A 14790-nucleotide genomic window follows, 5' to 3' on the forward strand; every position below is an offset into this window, starting at 1 on the left:
TTGGCGGGGGCAGGGTTAGGTTCGGAGCGTACTAACCGTTCAAATTGCTTTAGCCGGTTGGAGTGTGCTCCATGACCGTACGCCACCGCACCGCCCGCATCGACGGCCTCGATGTCTTCTACCGGGAGGCCGGCGACCCGGCGGCGCCGACCTTCGTGCTGCTGCACGGCTTCCCGACCTCGTCTGTCGGCTTCGCCCCACTGATGGCGGAGCTGGCGGACGAGTTCCACCTCGTCGCCCCCGACTACCCCGGCTTCGGTCTCAGCTCCGCGCCGCCCGCCGACGAGTGGGCGTACACCTTCGACCATCTCGCCGACGTCGTCGACCAGCTGCTCGATGAGCTCGGCGTCCGGCGCTACGCGATCTACGTCCACGACTACGGCTCGCCCGTCGGCTTCCGCCTCGCCCTGCGCCACCCCGAGCGCGTCACCGGCATCGTCAGCCAGAACGGCAACGCCTACGAGGAGGGCTTCGTCGCCCCCTTCTGGGCCCCGATCCGCGCCTACTGGGCCGACCCGACACCGGAGCACCGCGACGCGCTGCGCTCGGCCCTCACCGCGGACGCCACGCTCTGGCAGTACCAGCACGGCGTCCCCGACACCTCGCTGGTCGACCCGGCGCTCCAGCTGCACGACCAGGCCCTGCTCGACCGGCCCGGCAACCAGGAGATCCAGCTCGACCTGTTCCTCGACTACGGCACGAACCCCGGCCGGTACCCCGACTGGCACGAGTACCTGCGCGTGCACCAGCCGCCGGTGCTGGCGGCGTGGGGGCGGCACGACGAGATATTCGGGCCGGACGGCGCCCGCGCGTTCACGCGCGACGCGAAGGACGCGCACGTGCAGCTGCTCGACGCCGGGCACTTCCCGCTGACCACCCGGTTCACGCAGAGCACGGGGCTGATACGGGACTTCCTGCGCAAGCTGTCCGACTGAACGGGCCCGGCAAGGGGGCCCGGCAAGGGGGCCCGGCGGCAGCGGGCGGCCTCGGTCCCGTGGCGGCTACGCGCCGAGCGCCGCCGCCAGCGCCGTCAGCAGCTCCACCACGCCCCCCGGCCCCTCGACCGTCAGGTCCGCCCGGTCCGCCAGCGCGTCCGCGCCCTCGCCCGTCGTCGCCGCGCTGCACACCAGCAGGCCGGGCACGCCCTCCGCGCGCAGCGCGTCCACCGCGTCGTACGCCGCGAGGTCGCCGAGGTCGTCGCCGGCGTAGAGGACGGCGCGGGCGGACGTCTCGCGCGTCAGGTCCGTGAGCGCGCGGCCCTTGTCCATGCCCGGGGGGCGGAGTTCGAGGACGAAGCGGCCCGGCTCGACCACCAGGCCGTGCGCCGCCGCCAGGTCGTCCAGCGGCTTGCGCAGCGCGTCGGCGGCCTCCGCGGGGTTGTCGGCGCGGCGGGTGTGGACGGCGACGGCGCGGCCCTTGTCCTCGATCCACGTGCCGCGCCACGCCCCCGCCGTCTCCAGCACCCCCGGCAGCTCGGCCTGCACCGCCGCCACGCCGGGGTGCGGCTCGGGGGTGCGCAGGGTGCCGGTGGCGGCGTCCCACTGCTCGGAGCCGTAGTGGCCGAGCACGCGCAGGTGCGCGAGCCCCGGGGCGCCGGCGAAGCCGCCGTACCGTACGGCGACCGCGGCGGGCCGGCCGGTGATGACGGCGACTGTGCCCACGCGCGGCGCGACGCGGCTCAGCGCCGGTACGGCCCCGGGGTGGGCCCGCGCGGAGTCGGGGTCGGGGACGATCGGGGCGAGGGTGCCGTCGAAGTCGAAGGCGACGAGGGCCTGTTCCGGGTCGGCCAGGAGCGCCGCGAGGCCGACGCGGCCCGCCTCGGTACGCGGAACGGGGAGCTGTGCTGCGGAGGTGCTGCCCATGTCCAGGACCCTACCGGCCCGCGGTAACGTGCAGGGCATGTCTGAGGGTGACCCGGCGCTGACCGAGCGGGACTTGGCGGTCCTCGCGCTGGAGACGCGCGCGTGGCCGGCCCCGGGGGCGAAGGAGCGGGCGATCCGGGAGCGCCTGGGGCTCTCCCCGACACGCTACTACCAGCTGCTCAACGCGCTCCTGGACGACCCCCGTGCGCTCGCGCACGACCCGGTGACCGTGCACCGGCTGCGGCGCGTCCGGCAGGCCCGCCGCGGCGCCCGGGAGGGCTGAGGCGCCGTACGTACCCCCGCTCACTCCTCCGTCGTGGACGCCGTCTCCGCGATGCTCTGCAGGTTCGTCAGCACCCGCTCCGGCGCCTCGCCGCCCGACTCGGCCGCCTTGCCTATCTGCTTCTTCAGCTCCGCGTTCACCCGCGCCCAGGACGTCTTGTTGTCCGGGTAGAAGGTGGCGGTCTGCAGCTGGTCCAGGAACGGCTGCAGGTCCTTACGGCCCCGGCTCAGCTCCTCCACCCCGGAGACCGTCGTCGGCAGCAGGTCGTAGCGCTGCGCGAACTTCAGCACGTTGGTGTCCTCGAAGACGTAGTCGAGGAACTGCCCGACCTCCGACCGGTGGCCGTTGGCCTTGAACGCCATGACCCAGTCGGCGACGCCCATGGTGGACTGCGCGGGACCGTTCCGACCGGGCAGCTTCAGGGCGATGCCGAAGTCGACCTTCGCCCGCCGCAGATCCTGCATCAGCGTCGGGTGGCCGAAGATCATGCCGACGTCGCCCTTGACGAAGTCGTCGAAGGCGGTGCGCCGGTTGGTCTCGGACGGTGCGGCGTAGGTGAGGCCGGCGCCGACGAGGTTGTCGCGTATCCAGTTGAAGGTGTGGATGTTCTGCTCGGAGTCGATCGTGTAGCTGCCGACGTCGTCCGTGTACGCGCCGCCGCCGCTGATCATCCACATCAGCGTCTCGCCCTGCGCCTCCTCGGGCCCGAGCGGAAGCGCGTACGGGATCTTCACTCCGGTGTCCTTGAGCGCCTGCGCGACGTCCAGCAGCTCGTCCCAGTCCTGGGGCGCGTTCTCGGGGTCGGGGTCCAGGCCCGCCGCCTCGAAGAGCGTCTTGTTGAAGAACAGCAGCCGCGAGCTGGACACGAACGGCATGCCGTACTGGACGCGGTTGACCTCGCCGGCGGCGGCGAGGCTGGGCACGAAGTTGGCCTGGGTGGGGATGGAGAGCAGCTCGTCGATGGGGTAGAGCATGTCGCGGGCGCTGTACTCGGCGTACGGGCCCATCTGCGCGATGTCCGGCGGGTTGCCGTCCTGGACCATCTTGTCGACCTTGGCGTCGATGTCCTCCCACGGGATGATCTCGATGTCGACCGAGATGCCCGACGCCTGGTTGGAGAACTTCGCCGCCAGCTGCTCCCAGTAGCGCCGGGAGGTGTCGGACTCGCCCGTACCGTACTCGGCGGCCACCACCCTCAGCGTGACCTCGCCGCCGCCGCTGCCGTCCCCGCACGCGCTCAGCGGGAGGGTCGCCGCTCCTGCGGCACCGGCTGCCGCCTTCAGAAATCCACGCCGCTGCACAGCTTTAGCCACCTCGTACAGAATCATCTGAGAGGGCGAGTCTGACCGGAACGCCCCTCCTGGGTCTACACCACAGGGATATCACTTCCGTAACCACGTTCCCCTGCCCGCCATTGCCGCACGGGCGGCCGGGCTGATAGGGAGACGGCGGCTGAACCGCACGTCAACTATCGCGGAACGGCACGAAAGCGCGCACGATCGGTATCGGGCGCGTGCAGACGTACGTACACCAGCACAACGAGGGAGCCGCACCTCATGGCAGCCGCCGAACCGACCCGTACCGCCGCCGAGATAGCCACCCAGCCGAGCTGCTGGCGCCGAGCCCGGCAGGAGGCGGAGACCGTCTCCGGGCTGCCACTGCCCGGGGAGAGGGTGGCCGTCGTCGGCTGCGGCACGTCGTGGTTCATGGCCCAGGCGTACGCCGGGCTGCGGGAGGCCGCGGGGCAGGGGCACACGGACGCCTACGCCGCCTCGGAGTTCCCGGCCGGCCGGCGGTACGACCGGATGGTGGCGATCACCCGGTCCGGGACGACGACCGAGGTGCTGGACCTGCTGGCCGCGGTGCGGGGCGGGGACGCCCCGACCGCGACGACGGCCCTCACGGCGGACGCGGCGACGCCCGTCGCCACGGCCGCGGACGAGCTGGTCACGCTGGCGTACGCGGACGAGGAGTCGGTGGTGCAGACCCGGTTCGCGACGACGGCGCTGGCGCTGCTGCGCGCCGGTCTGGAGCTGCACGGAGGGCCGGCGGCGGGTGTGAAGTCCGTCACGGACGCGGCGGTCGACGCGGAGCTGGCGGTGACGCAGCCGCTGCCGGCGGAGCTGGCCGCGGCGGTGCAGTGGACGTTTCTGGGCCGGGGCTGGACCTGCGGTCTTGCGGCGGAGGCGGCGCTGAAGATGCGCGAGGCGGCCGGGGCCTGGACGGAGAGCTACCCGGCGATGGAGTACCGGCACGGGCCGATGGCGATCACCGGCCCCGGGCGGGCGGTGTGGCACTTCGGCGAGCTGCCGGAGGGCCTGGCGGCGGACGTGGGCCGGGTGGGCGGCCACCTCAGCGCGGAGTCGACGGCGCGGGGTCTGGACCCGATGGCGGACCTGGTACGGGCCCAGCGGCTGGCGGTGGCCGTGGCGGAGGCGAAGAGCTACGACCCGGATCGGCCTCGGAACCTGACGCGCAGCGTGGTCCTGCGGTAGGGCCGTGCGGCCGGCTTGCGGCGGGGCGACACAGGTCGGCGCCCGGGGCGCTCCGCGAGGGCACTGGACCGGATACCGGTGAAAACCGGACCCGTCGTCGCGACTGGACTAGACCTCTCGCCGCTTTACACGCGAGACTGTCCCCGTGAGACACGTCATCGCCCTCGATGTGGGCGGCACCGGCATGAAAGCCGCCCTCGTCGGGGCGGACGGCGCGCTGCTCCACGAGACGCGCCGGGCGACCCCGCGGGCGGCGGGGCCTGATGCCGTCGTCGCCGCCGTGCTGGACTTCGCCGCCGAGCTGCGGGACGCCGGTGTGCGGAAGTACGGCGAACCGGCCGTCGCCGCCGGCGTCGCGGTGCCCGGGATCGTGGACGACGCGGGCGGCGTCGCCGTGTTCGCGGCGAACCTCGGCTGGCGTGACGTGCCGTTTCGCCGGCTCCTCGGCGAGCGGCTCTCCTGCCCCGTCGCCGTCGGCCACGACATGCGTACCGGCGGGCTGGCCGAGGGGCGGCTCGGGGCGGCGAGCGCGGTGGACCGGTTCCTGTTCATCGCGCTCGGCACCGGGATCGCCGCCGCCATCGGCATCGACGGCCGCATCGAGCCCGGCGCCCACGGCGGCTCCGGCGAGATCGGCCACATCGTCGTACGCCCCGACGGGCCGCCGTGCGGCTGCGGGCAGCGCGGCTGCCTGGAGCGGCTGGCGTCCGCGTCCGCCGTCGGCGAGGCGTGGGCCACCGCCTGCGGCGACCCCGGCGCAACGGCCGCGGACTGCGCCAAGGCCGTGGAGTCCGGTGACCCGCTGGCCGAGGCCGTCTGGCAGGACGCCGTCGACGCCCTCGCCGGCGGCCTGGTCACCGGCATCACCCTGCTCGACCCCCGCCGGATCGTCATCGGCGGCGGCCTCGCCGAGGCCGGCGACACGCTCTTCGTACCGCTCCTGCGCGCCGTCCGGGCGCGCGTCACGTTCCAGACAACCCCCCAGATCGTCCCGGCGGAGCTCGGAGACGCCGCCGCCTGCCTGGGCGCCGGGCAGCTCGCCTGGGACCTACTCGCCACGGAGGTAACCGCCTGATGCGGGATTCGATGCGGGATTCGACGCGGGATTCGACGCGGGAAGGCAGCACGGTGCTCACCGGTGCCCGTGTGGTCCAGCCGGCCGGCACCGTCGAGGACGCCCGTCTCACGGTCGCGGACGGCCGGATCACGTCGGTGGCACCCCGGGACGCCGCGCCGGGGCCGCGGGACGACGGCGAACCCGCCGGCACCGACCTCCGCGGCCACTGGATCGTCCCCGGCTTCGTCGACATCCACGTGCACGGCGGCGGCGGCGCGTCCTTCTCCGGCGGCACCCACGAGCAGGCCCGCACCGTCATCGACACCCACCGCGGCCACGGCACCACCACGATGCTCGCCTCCACCGTCACCGGCGACCTCGACGAGCTGGCCCGGCAGGCCGGCGTCCTCGCCGAGCTGGCCGAGGACGGCGAGCTGGCCGGCATCCACTTCGAGGGCCCGTTCATCTCCCCGCACCGCTGCGGCGCGCACCAGCCCGCGCTGCTGCGCGACCCCGCACCCGCCGACGTGCGCAAGCTCGTCGAGGCCGGCCGCGGGCAGACCCGGATGCTCACGCTGGCGCCGGAGCTGCCCGGCGGGCTGGACTCCGTACGCCTCCTCGCCGACAGCGGCGTCATCGCCGCCGTCGGCCACACCGACTCCTCGTACGACGCGGTCCGCGAGGCCGTCGAGGCCGGCGCCACCGTCGCCACCCACCTGTTCAACGCCATGCCCGCGCTCGGTCACCGCGCGCCGGGACCGGTCGCCGCGCTGCTGGAGGACGAGCGGGTCACCGTCGAGCTGATCGACGACGGCGTGCACCTGCACCCGGCGGTGCTGCAACTGGCATTCGGGCGCGCCGGTCGGGGGCGGGTCGCGTTCATCACCGACGCGATGGGCGCCGCGGGCATGGGCGACGGCCGCTACCCGCTCGGGCCGATGGAGGTCGACGTGCAGGACGGGGTGGCCCGGCTGGTCGACGGCGGGTCGATCGCCGGCTCCACGCTGACGCTGGACTCCGCGTTCCGCAGGGCGGTCACCGTCGACCGGCTGCCGGTCGCGGACGTCGTGGACGCGCTGTCGGCGACGCCGGCGAAGCTGCTGGGCGCGTACGACCGGATCGGCTCGCTGGAGCCCGGGAAGGACGCGGACCTCGTCGTGCTCGACGAGGACTTCACACTCGCCGGGATCATGCGCAAGGGCGCGTGGATCGTCCAACCCGGTACCGGTCGCTGACGCCCGCCGGCGGCGTGCCGCCGATGGCGCGCCGCCGGTGGCGTGCTGTCGACGGCGCCGGGGCACCATGGCAGGATCTTTCGCGCGTATGTTCCTCACGGTCACACTCAACGCCGCACTCGACGTCACGTACCGGGTGCCGCGCCTGCGTGCCCACGAGTCGCACCGGATCACCGACGTCACGGAGCGGCCCGGCGGCAAGGGCCTGAACGTGGCCCGGGTGCTCGCCGCACTCGGCCACCCGGTGACCGTCACCGGCTTCGCCGGCGGCCCCACGGGCGCGCACGTGCGCGCGCTGCTGGCCGCGGCGGACGGGCCGCTGACCGACGCGCTGGTGGACGTCGCGGGCAACACGCGGCGCACGGTCGCGGTCGTGGACGGCGGTACGGGCGACACCACCCAGCTCAACGAGGCGGGGCCGGAGGTCACCGCCGCGGAGTGGGCGGCGTTCCTCGACACGTACGCGGCGCTGCTCGCCTGCGACACCCCGGCCGACGCCGGCGCCCCGGCCGACCCCGGCACCCCGGCCGACCCCGGGACCGGCACCCGGGCCGGCGCGCTACGCCCCGCGCCGGTCCGCGCCGTGGCGCTGTGCGGCAGCCTGCCGCCCGGCGTGCCCGTGGGCGCGTACGCCGAGCTGGTACGCGCCGCGCACGCCGCCGGCGTCCCCGTGCTGCTCGACACCAGCGGCGAGCCGCTGCGCCGCGGCGTCGCCGCCCGCCCCGACGTGGTCAAGCCCAACGCCGCGGAGCTGGCCCAGCTCACCGGCTCCACCGAGCCGCTGCGCGCCGCCGACGACGCCCGCCGGCGCGGCGCCCACGCCGTCGCCGCCTCGCTCGGCGCCGCCGGGCTGCTCGCCGTCACCGCCGACGGCACCTGGCGCGCCGCACCGCCGCGGCACGTGCCGGGCAACCCCACCGGCGCCGGCGACTCCGCCGTCGCCGGGCTGCTGTCCGGGCTCGCCGAAGGGCTGGAGTGGCCCGCCCGGCTCGCCCGCGCGGTGGCGCTGTCCGCGGCGACCGTCGCCGCGCCCGTGGCGGGCGAGTTCGACGCCGCCACGTACGCGGAGACGCTGCCGCAGATCGAGATCACGTCGGGCCGCGACGCGGCCCGGGAGGAGGGGGCCTGAAGATGCCACTGACGACCACCGGAGAACTCGTCGCCGCCGCCCGGACCGGCGGCCACGGCGTGGCCGCCTTCAACGTCATCACGCTGGAGCACGCCGAGGCCATCGCCGCCGGCGCGGAGGCCACGGGCGCGCCCGCGGTGCTGCAGATCTCGGAGAACGCCGTGCGGTTCCACCGCGGCCGGCTCGCGCCCGTCGCCGCCGCGACGGCGGCCGTGGCGCGCGCCTCGTCCGCGCAGCTGTCGCTGCACCTGGACCACGTCGTCTCCACCGACCTGCTGCACTCCGCACACGGGCTGGGCTTCAGCTCGGTGATGTTCGACGCCTCGAAGCTGTCCTACGCGGACAACGTCAAGGCCACGGCGGAGGCGGCGCGCTGGGCGCACGAGCACGCGATGTGGATCGAGGCGGAGCTGGGGAAGGTGGGCGGCAAGGAGGGCGAGGCGCCGCTCGACGCACACGCGCCCGGGGTGCGCACGGACCCGGTGGAGGCGGTGGCGTACGTCGCGGACACCGGGGTCGACGCGCTGGCGGTCGCGGTGGGCAGCTCGCACGCGATGACCGAGCGCACGGCGGCGCTGGACCACGAGCTGATCGGCCGGCTGCGGGCGGCGGTCGCGGTGCCGCTGGTGCTGCACGGCTCGTCCGGGGTGCCGGACGCGGAGCTGCGGCAGGCGGTGGCCGCGGGGATGGTGAAGATCAACGTCGGTACGGCGCTGAACACCGCGTTCACCGCGGCGGCCCGCGAACACCTGGACGCGCACCCGACCGTGGTGGACCCGCGCAAGTACCTGGCTCCGGGGCGGGACGCGATGGCGGCGACGGTACGCCGGTTCCTGGAGGTCGTCGGCGGCTGACGGCCGCGGCGACGGCCACGGGCGACGGTCACGGGCCCGGCGCGCTTCCGGCGGCGGGCCCGGCCGGGCGGGAGGGTCCGTACTCCGGCCTACGGCTGGGTGACCTGCCCCTCCTTGAGCGACACCTTGCTGATCGCGGTCTGGCACTCCTTGTTGCCCGACTCGCAGGACAGCGTGATCTCGTTGGCGCCCTCGTCCAGGGAGATCCAGGAGTAGGTCCGGGTCCAGCCGGCCAGCCAGTCGTCCTTCTTGGCGCCCGCGAAGTTCTTCATGTTCAGCGGGCGGCTCTGCGCCTCGCCGTTGATCGTGAGGGTGAGGTCGGCGTCCTTGCCGGGGACGCTGTAGTCGACGAAGAGCGTGTACTCCCCGCCCGTGGAGACCTCGGGCTGCCAGGTGGCGGACGCGCCCTCGTTGTACAACCCGTGGACGTACGAGCCGTCCTCGGAGACCTCCGGATCGTTGCCGACGACGGCGCCGCCGGCCAGATCCAGCTTCGTACCGTCCTCGGCGGGCGGGGCGGTCGGGTCTTCCTTCGGCTTGTCGTCGCCGTTCTTGCCGCCGTCGCCCGCGTCGGGGCTGGGCGAGACGGACTCCGAGTCGCCGCCGCCGACGTCCGAGGGGTCGCCGTCGCCGCTGAAGAGCACCGCGGCGACGATGGCGATCACGACCGTGGCGACCACGGCGAGCGCGCCGAGCATCAGCCCGTTCCGCCCGCCGCCGCGCCCGCGGCGCGGGCCGCCGTCGTCACCGCCGGGCGGGAAGGCGGGGGGCTGCGGCGGGGGGCCGCCGTAGGTCTCGGGGGCCGCGTAATGCGGGCTGGGGCTGGCCTGCCCGTACGGGTACGCCTGCTGGGGCGGCACCTGGTGCGCGGCCTGCTGACCGCCGTAGGTCCGCTCGCCGACCGCCCGGACCTGGGTGTACGAGGTGCGGGGCACACCGGGGATCGGTGCCGTGCCCTCGCCCGGGCCGGCCGCCGGGGCGGCACCGCCCTCCGGGCGGTACAGGTGGGCGAAGGGGTCGTCGTCCTCGGGCGGCGTGCCCGCACCGTGGTTGCCGGCCGTCATCTCCCTCTCACTCCCTGGTGGGCGTTGCGTCCCGTCCGGCGAACCGCCGGCCAGGGGGCGAGCCTACCGCGTCCGGGGTAATGCCCGAGCGTTCCTTCGGCTGACTGTGGACGAAGCCACGACGGCCGCCTGTGGACAACCCGCGGCCCCGGCACGGCAAGCCCTCCGGCCGACCCCCCGAGCCGCCCCCCGCCGGGCACCCCGGCCCGTACGCGCGTCACTAGCCGGCCCGGCGGTGCGAGCGGCCCTGCGAACGGGCCCGCTTCTCCCGGTACATCAACTGGTCCGCGGAGCTGAGTATCTCCTCGGTCGACATCCCGCACATCGCCCAGCCGGTGCCGATGCTCGCGCCGACGCGCACCGCCCGCCCGTCGACCTGGATCGGCGGGATGATCGCGTTCCGCAGCCGCACCGCCAGGTCCTCGGCGCCGCCGGGGGTCAGTCCGTCGGCCAGCACCACGAACTCGTCGCCGCCGAGCCGCGCGACGGTGTCGCCGTCGCGGACCGCGTGGGTCAGCCGCTGCGCGACGGCGATGAGCACGGCGTCGCCTGTGTTGTGCCCGAAGCGGTCGTTTATGATCTTGAAGCCGTCGAGGTCGCAGAAGAGCACCGCGAGCCCCTTGCCCGCGGACTCCCCGCCGCCGCCCTCGGGGACCATCGCGTGCACGTGGTGCTCGTACGGCCCGGAGCCGGCCCACTGGTGCTCCTCGGCGCCGTCGGCCCCGAAGCCGTGGCCGTTCGTGTCGACCTCGACGGTGCCGGGCCCGGGGCCGGCGCCGACGATGGCGCGTCCGCGGGGCCCCGGCAGGCTGGCGGCGGAGTGGCTGACGGGGCCGGTGTACAGCTCGGGCGGCCGGTCGCAGAGCCGGGCGGTGAGCCGGGCGCGCAGTTCGGCGGCGTTGGGCAGGCCGGTGAGCGAGTCGTGGCTGGCGCGGTGCGCGAGCTGCGCCTCGTGGCGCTTGCGCTCCTCGATGTCCTCGACGTGGGTGAGGAGGTAGCGGGGGCCGTCGGCGGCGTCGGCGACCACCGAGTTGCGCAGGCTCACCCACACGTACGTGTTGTCGCGGCGGGTGAGGCGCAGCTCGGCCCGGCCGCCCTCGGCGAAGGTGCGCAGCAGGGTGCCGACGTCCTCGGGGTGGACGAGGTCGGAGAACGACAGCCGGCGGAGGCTGGAGGGCTGGCGGCCGAGGAGCCGGCACAGCGCGTCGTTCGTACGGATCAGCCGGCCGTGGTCGTCGCCGCCCATCTCGGCGACGGCCATGCCGCTGGGCGCGTACTCGAAGGCCTGGCGGAAGCTCTCCTCGCTGGCGCGCAGCGCCTGCTGCTCGCGCTCCAAGCGCACCAGCGCGCGCTGCATGTTGGCGCGCAGCCGGGCGTTGGTGATCGCTATGGCGGCCTGCGAGGCGTACATCTGCAGCGCCTCGCGGCCCCAGGGGGTGGGCACCCGGCCGTTGGCCGGCTTGTCGACGGAGAGCACGCCGAGCAGTTCGCGGCCGGCGTCGTAGATCGGCGCGAGGAGCCGGTCGCCGGTGGCCCAGTCGCCGGGGGCGGAGGGCGGCGGGACGACGGGGTAGGTCTGCGGGACCGCGTCGTCGTCGAGGACCCAGCCCTCGCTGTGGGGTATGTAGCGCAGCTCGCCCCACTCGATCCCCATGTGGAGCCGGCGCTCCCACGCCTCGCGCGGGCCGACCCGGCCGGCCATGATCGCCTCGGCGGTGGGATCGCCGCCGACGGCGGCGACGACGAGGTCGCCGTCGGGCCGTACGAGGTTCACCGCGGACATCTCGTAGCCGAGGGCCACGAGCCCGTCCGCGACGCTCTGAAGTGTGTCGGCAAGGCTGCGTGTCTGGTTGAGGTCCGCGAGGACCTGATGCAGCCGGCGCAGGCTCGCCAGCCTTACGTAAGGCTCTGCCTCCGTCTCCATACCTGCCCTCCCGTCTCGCCCCGACTCGGCGGGAGACCCCCGCGTGGAATTTCACCAACGACACGGCCACTGAATCACAGGCAGCTCTTCGGCGGGTACACAGGGTCAACATTCGACGCTCTCTGTGACTCAAGTCACAGGATGGGGAGGTGTTAACCGGCGGGCGGTCGAGCGCTCGCACGCGGGCGCTCCGGGCGCGCGCGCCGGGTGGGGCGGGCCGGGCGCGACGGGCCGGTGGGGGGCGGGTGGGACGGGACGTGGACCTAGGACTCCGCTCCGCCCTCGGCCCGATGCCCGGGCCTTGCGGGTCCGGTTACGGTTCGAGGCGTGCTGCATGAGACGCGAACGGTGGCCCATCCTGTTGGGGTGAGCGAGGAGGAGTTCCGGGCGGCCATGAGCCGGCTGGCCGCGGGCGTGGTGCTGGTCACGGCGTACGACCCGGACCCCGGACTGGACGGCGAGGACGTGGGGATGACGGCGACCGCGTTCCTGTCGGTGTCCCTGGACCCCCCGCTGGTGATGGTCAGCGTGCGCAACGGCTCCCGCATGGACGACCTGCTGACCGAGCGGGAGGAGTGGGCGGCCTCGGTGCTCTCCGAGAGCCAGCGGCACATCGCCGGGCGGTTCGCGATGAAGGGGCGGATCAGCGACCGGCTGCTGTTCGACGACATCCCGTACACGCGGGGTGAGGTGACGGGGTGCGCGCTGGTGGGCGGGGCGCTGGCGACGGTGGAGTGCCGGACGGAGCAGCGGGTGGTGGCGGGGGACCACACGCTGGTGATCGGGCGGGTGCTGAGCGCGGCGCAGCCGAGCTCGGACGGGAGCCCGCTGATGTACTTCCGGGGGCGGTACCGGACGCTGGGGTGAGGCTTCGCACGTTCGCGTTGGCGACGCGCGCCGGGTCCGACGGGCGCGAGGCCGGGAGTGGGCGGGCGGCCGGGAGCGGAGTGTGCGCGGCCGCCGTCACTGGCCCCAGCCGCGGCCCGTACGGCCGCGCTTGACGTCCGACCGCTGCTTCTTCTCCCGCAGCCGGCGCTCGTTGACGCCCCGCGGCACCTTCCGCTTCCGCCGCGGCGCGGGCGGCGGCGCGGTCGCCTCCGCCAGCAGCGCGGCGAGCCGTACGGCGGCGGTCTCGCGGTTGCGCCACTGCGAACGGTGCTCGCTCGCCCGCACCACGACCTGCCCGTCGACGAGCCGGTCGGCGAGCCGGTGCAGGGCCCGCTCCTTCCACACCGGCGGCAGCGACCGCGTGCCCGCGAGGTCGAAGCGGACCTCCGCCTGGGTGTCGCTGGTGTTCACGTGCTGACCGCCGGGCCCCGAGGAACGGGAGAAACGCCACATCAGCTCGGCCTCCGGCAGGGCGACCGAGCCGCGGATGCGGTAGGGACCGGACATGTCTCCCATGATCCCGCGAGGGTGTTCGGCCTGTCACGCGGTTTGCGTCCCCCGGACTCCGCCCGGGCGTTCGGGGGCGTACGGTGCCTGGAACCGGGTAGGGCCACACCGGCGTTTAGGGTCGTAGAAGAAGGCTCCGGCACATGGAGCCCGAACCAGGAGGGGACTCCCCATGCCCGTAAGCCTGTCCAAGGGCGGCAACGTTTCGCTCACGAAGGAAGCCCCCGGGCTGACCGCCGTCACGGTCGGACTCGGCTGGGACGTCCGCACCACCACCGGGGTGGACTTCGACCTCGACGCCAGCGCGATCGCGGTGAACGCCGAGGGCAAGGTCTTCTCCGACCAGCACTTCATCTTCTTCAACAACCGGCAGTCGCCGGACCAGACGATCGTGCACACCGGTGACAACGTCACCGGCCAGGGTGAGGGCGACGACGAGCAGATCAACGTCAACCTCGCCGGGCTGCCGCCGGAGATCGACAAGATCGTCTTCCCGGTCTCGATCTACGACGCCGAGACCCGCAGCCAGAACTTCGGCCAGGTGCGCAACGCGTTCATCCGCGTCGTGAACCAGGCCGGGGGCACGGAGATCGCCCGCTACGACCTCTCCGAGGACGCGGCGACGGAGACCGCGATGGTCTTCGGCGAGCTGTACCGCAACGGCGCGGAGTGGAAGTTCCGCGCGGTGGGCCAGGGCTACGCCTCGGGCCTGTCGGGCATCGCCCAGGACTTCGGCGTCAGCGTCTGAGCCGTCGGGGCCGTGGGACACCCGTATACGCGGAGTGGCCCGTTGCGCGAGAGCGCGGCGGGCCACTCGTGGTCTAGGGGTCAGAACTCGGCGGTGTCCAGTTCGAAGTCGAACGGCTTAGGCAGCGTGATTTTCTCGCCGAGCGTTGCGCTCTCGCTGCGGGCGTACTCCCTCCCCTTCGGCTTGCTGAACACCGAGATGACGCCAGCTTCGCGGTCGATGAGCAGGTACAGGGGGATCCCAGCACGGGCGTATCCGCGCAACTTCTTCAAACGGTCGTTGCGAGCTGTGGACTTCGAGGTGACTTCGGCGACAAGCAAGACGGGATCGGGATCGTGCCACTCAAGTTCGGCCTGGAACGCCCGCTTGGGGGCAACCACCAGATCAGGGATGACCCGGAGATTGGGATCGGGCCCGGAAAGTTTCAGGCCGATTCCGTGGTACATCCGGACATCTCTGTGGTGATCACGAACCTGCTCGTGCATCCCGGAGACGAAGTCTTCGTGCTCAGCATTGGCCGGAGGCGTCACGTGGATTTGCCCTTCGATCAGTTCCACGCGCCATCCCCTGGGGACAGCCGCGCTTGCCGCGAAGAAGGCGTCCTCGATCGGGTGGTTTGCAGGCACGAGCACCTCGCGCTCGGGAATCGTCAATGCCATGGGTGTCCTCCTTCGTCGAAAGGACGCTCTCAGCGTAAGCGAGGCGACGCGGCAGTATCAGGTGGGACTTCACCCGAACGGGTGT

15 protein-coding genes are annotated in these 14790 nt (G+C 73.7%); 9 read left to right on the forward strand and 6 right to left on the reverse strand.

Annotated features, from left to right (window positions below; translation table 11 throughout):
* Window positions 1–71: 71 nt before the first annotated feature.
* Window positions 72–935 (forward strand): alpha/beta fold hydrolase, encoded by an 864-nt coding sequence (locus T328_RS15465; RefSeq protein ID WP_496496599.1) that lies wholly within the window; start codon window positions 72–74, stop codon window positions 933–935.
* A 66-nt stretch (window positions 936–1001) separates the two neighbouring features.
* On the opposite strand, the gene otsB is transcribed toward T328_RS15465, so the two are convergent.
* The gene (gene otsB / locus T328_RS15470) at window positions 1002–1862 is read right to left on the reverse strand and encodes a trehalose-phosphatase (RefSeq protein WP_496496600.1); all 861 of its coding nucleotides are present in this window, start codon (window positions 1860–1862) and stop codon (window positions 1002–1004) included.
* Window positions 1863–1899: 37 nt separating this feature from the next.
* On the opposite strand from otsB, the gene T328_RS15475 reads away from it, so the two are divergent.
* Entirely contained in the window at window positions 1900–2145 is a 246-nt protein-coding gene (locus T328_RS15475; protein WP_496496601.1) for a DUF3263 domain-containing protein, read from the forward strand.
* 20 nt (window positions 2146–2165) lie between these two features.
* On the opposite strand, the gene T328_RS15480 is transcribed toward T328_RS15475, so the two are convergent.
* Window positions 2166–3446, reverse strand: coding sequence for an ABC transporter substrate-binding protein (locus T328_RS15480; RefSeq protein WP_496496602.1), 1281 nt, complete (start codon window positions 3444–3446; stop codon window positions 2166–2168).
* A 255-nt stretch (window positions 3447–3701) separates the two neighbouring features.
* Here T328_RS15480 and T328_RS15485 point away from each other — a divergent pair, with 255 nt between their 5' ends.
* The 5 genes from T328_RS15485 (at window position 3702) to T328_RS15505 (ending at window position 8915) form a co-directional block, all read left to right on the forward strand.
* Window positions 3702–4640: an SIS domain-containing protein gene (locus tag T328_RS15485; RefSeq protein WP_496496603.1), complete on the forward strand. Its 939-nt coding sequence runs from the start codon at window positions 3702–3704 to the stop codon at window positions 4638–4640.
* Between the two features lie 145 nt (window positions 4641–4785).
* Window positions 4786–5715, forward strand: a complete 930-nt coding sequence (locus T328_RS15490; RefSeq protein WP_496496604.1) for an ROK family protein — start codon at window positions 4786–4788, stop codon at window positions 5713–5715.
* 11 nt (window positions 5716–5726) lie between these two features.
* Entirely contained in the window at window positions 5727–6932 is a 1206-nt protein-coding gene (nagA, locus tag T328_RS15495; RefSeq protein ID WP_496496662.1) for an N-acetylglucosamine-6-phosphate deacetylase, read from the forward strand.
* Between the two features lie 88 nt (window positions 6933–7020).
* Window positions 7021–8061 (forward strand): 1-phosphofructokinase family hexose kinase, encoded by a 1041-nt coding sequence (locus T328_RS15500; protein ID WP_496496605.1) that lies wholly within the window; start codon window positions 7021–7023, stop codon window positions 8059–8061.
* Window positions 8062–8063: 2 nt separating this feature from the next.
* Entirely contained in the window at window positions 8064–8915 is an 852-nt protein-coding gene (locus T328_RS15505) for a class II fructose-bisphosphate aldolase (RefSeq protein WP_496496606.1), read from the forward strand.
* 89 nt (window positions 8916–9004) lie between these two features.
* Here T328_RS15505 and T328_RS15510 read toward each other — a convergent pair whose 3' ends face one another.
* Together T328_RS15510 and cdgB are read right to left on the reverse strand one after the other, a co-directional pair.
* Window positions 9005–9979, reverse strand: coding sequence for a carbohydrate-binding protein (locus tag T328_RS15510; RefSeq protein ID WP_496496607.1), 975 nt, complete (start codon window positions 9977–9979; stop codon window positions 9005–9007).
* Window positions 9980–10199: 220 nt separating this feature from the next.
* On the reverse strand, window positions 10200–11903 hold the full coding sequence (cdgB, locus tag T328_RS15515; protein ID WP_496496608.1) for a diguanylate cyclase CdgB: 1704 nt from the start codon (window positions 11901–11903) through the stop codon (window positions 10200–10202).
* A gap of 393 nt (window positions 11904–12296) precedes the next feature.
* Between cdgB and T328_RS15520 the strand changes: the two genes are divergently transcribed.
* On the forward strand, window positions 12297–12770 hold the full coding sequence (locus tag T328_RS15520; RefSeq protein WP_496496663.1) for a flavin reductase family protein: 474 nt from the start codon (window positions 12297–12299) through the stop codon (window positions 12768–12770).
* A 96-nt stretch (window positions 12771–12866) separates the two neighbouring features.
* Here T328_RS15520 and arfB read toward each other — a convergent pair whose 3' ends face one another.
* Window positions 12867–13298, reverse strand: a complete 432-nt coding sequence (arfB, locus tag T328_RS15525; protein ID WP_496496609.1) for an alternative ribosome rescue aminoacyl-tRNA hydrolase ArfB — start codon at window positions 13296–13298, stop codon at window positions 12867–12869.
* A 172-nt stretch (window positions 13299–13470) separates the two neighbouring features.
* Between arfB and T328_RS15530 the strand changes: the two genes are divergently transcribed.
* Entirely contained in the window at window positions 13471–14046 is a 576-nt protein-coding gene (locus tag T328_RS15530; RefSeq protein ID WP_496496610.1) for a TerD family protein, read from the forward strand.
* Between the two features lie 80 nt (window positions 14047–14126).
* On the opposite strand, the gene T328_RS15535 is transcribed toward T328_RS15530, so the two are convergent.
* Complete coding sequence (locus T328_RS15535; protein WP_496496611.1) at window positions 14127–14705, reverse strand: Uma2 family endonuclease; 579 nt, start codon at window positions 14703–14705, stop codon at window positions 14127–14129.
* Between the last annotated feature and the right edge of the window lie 85 nt (window positions 14706–14790).

Source organism: Streptomyces sp. CNX435 (genome assembly GCF_059570575.1).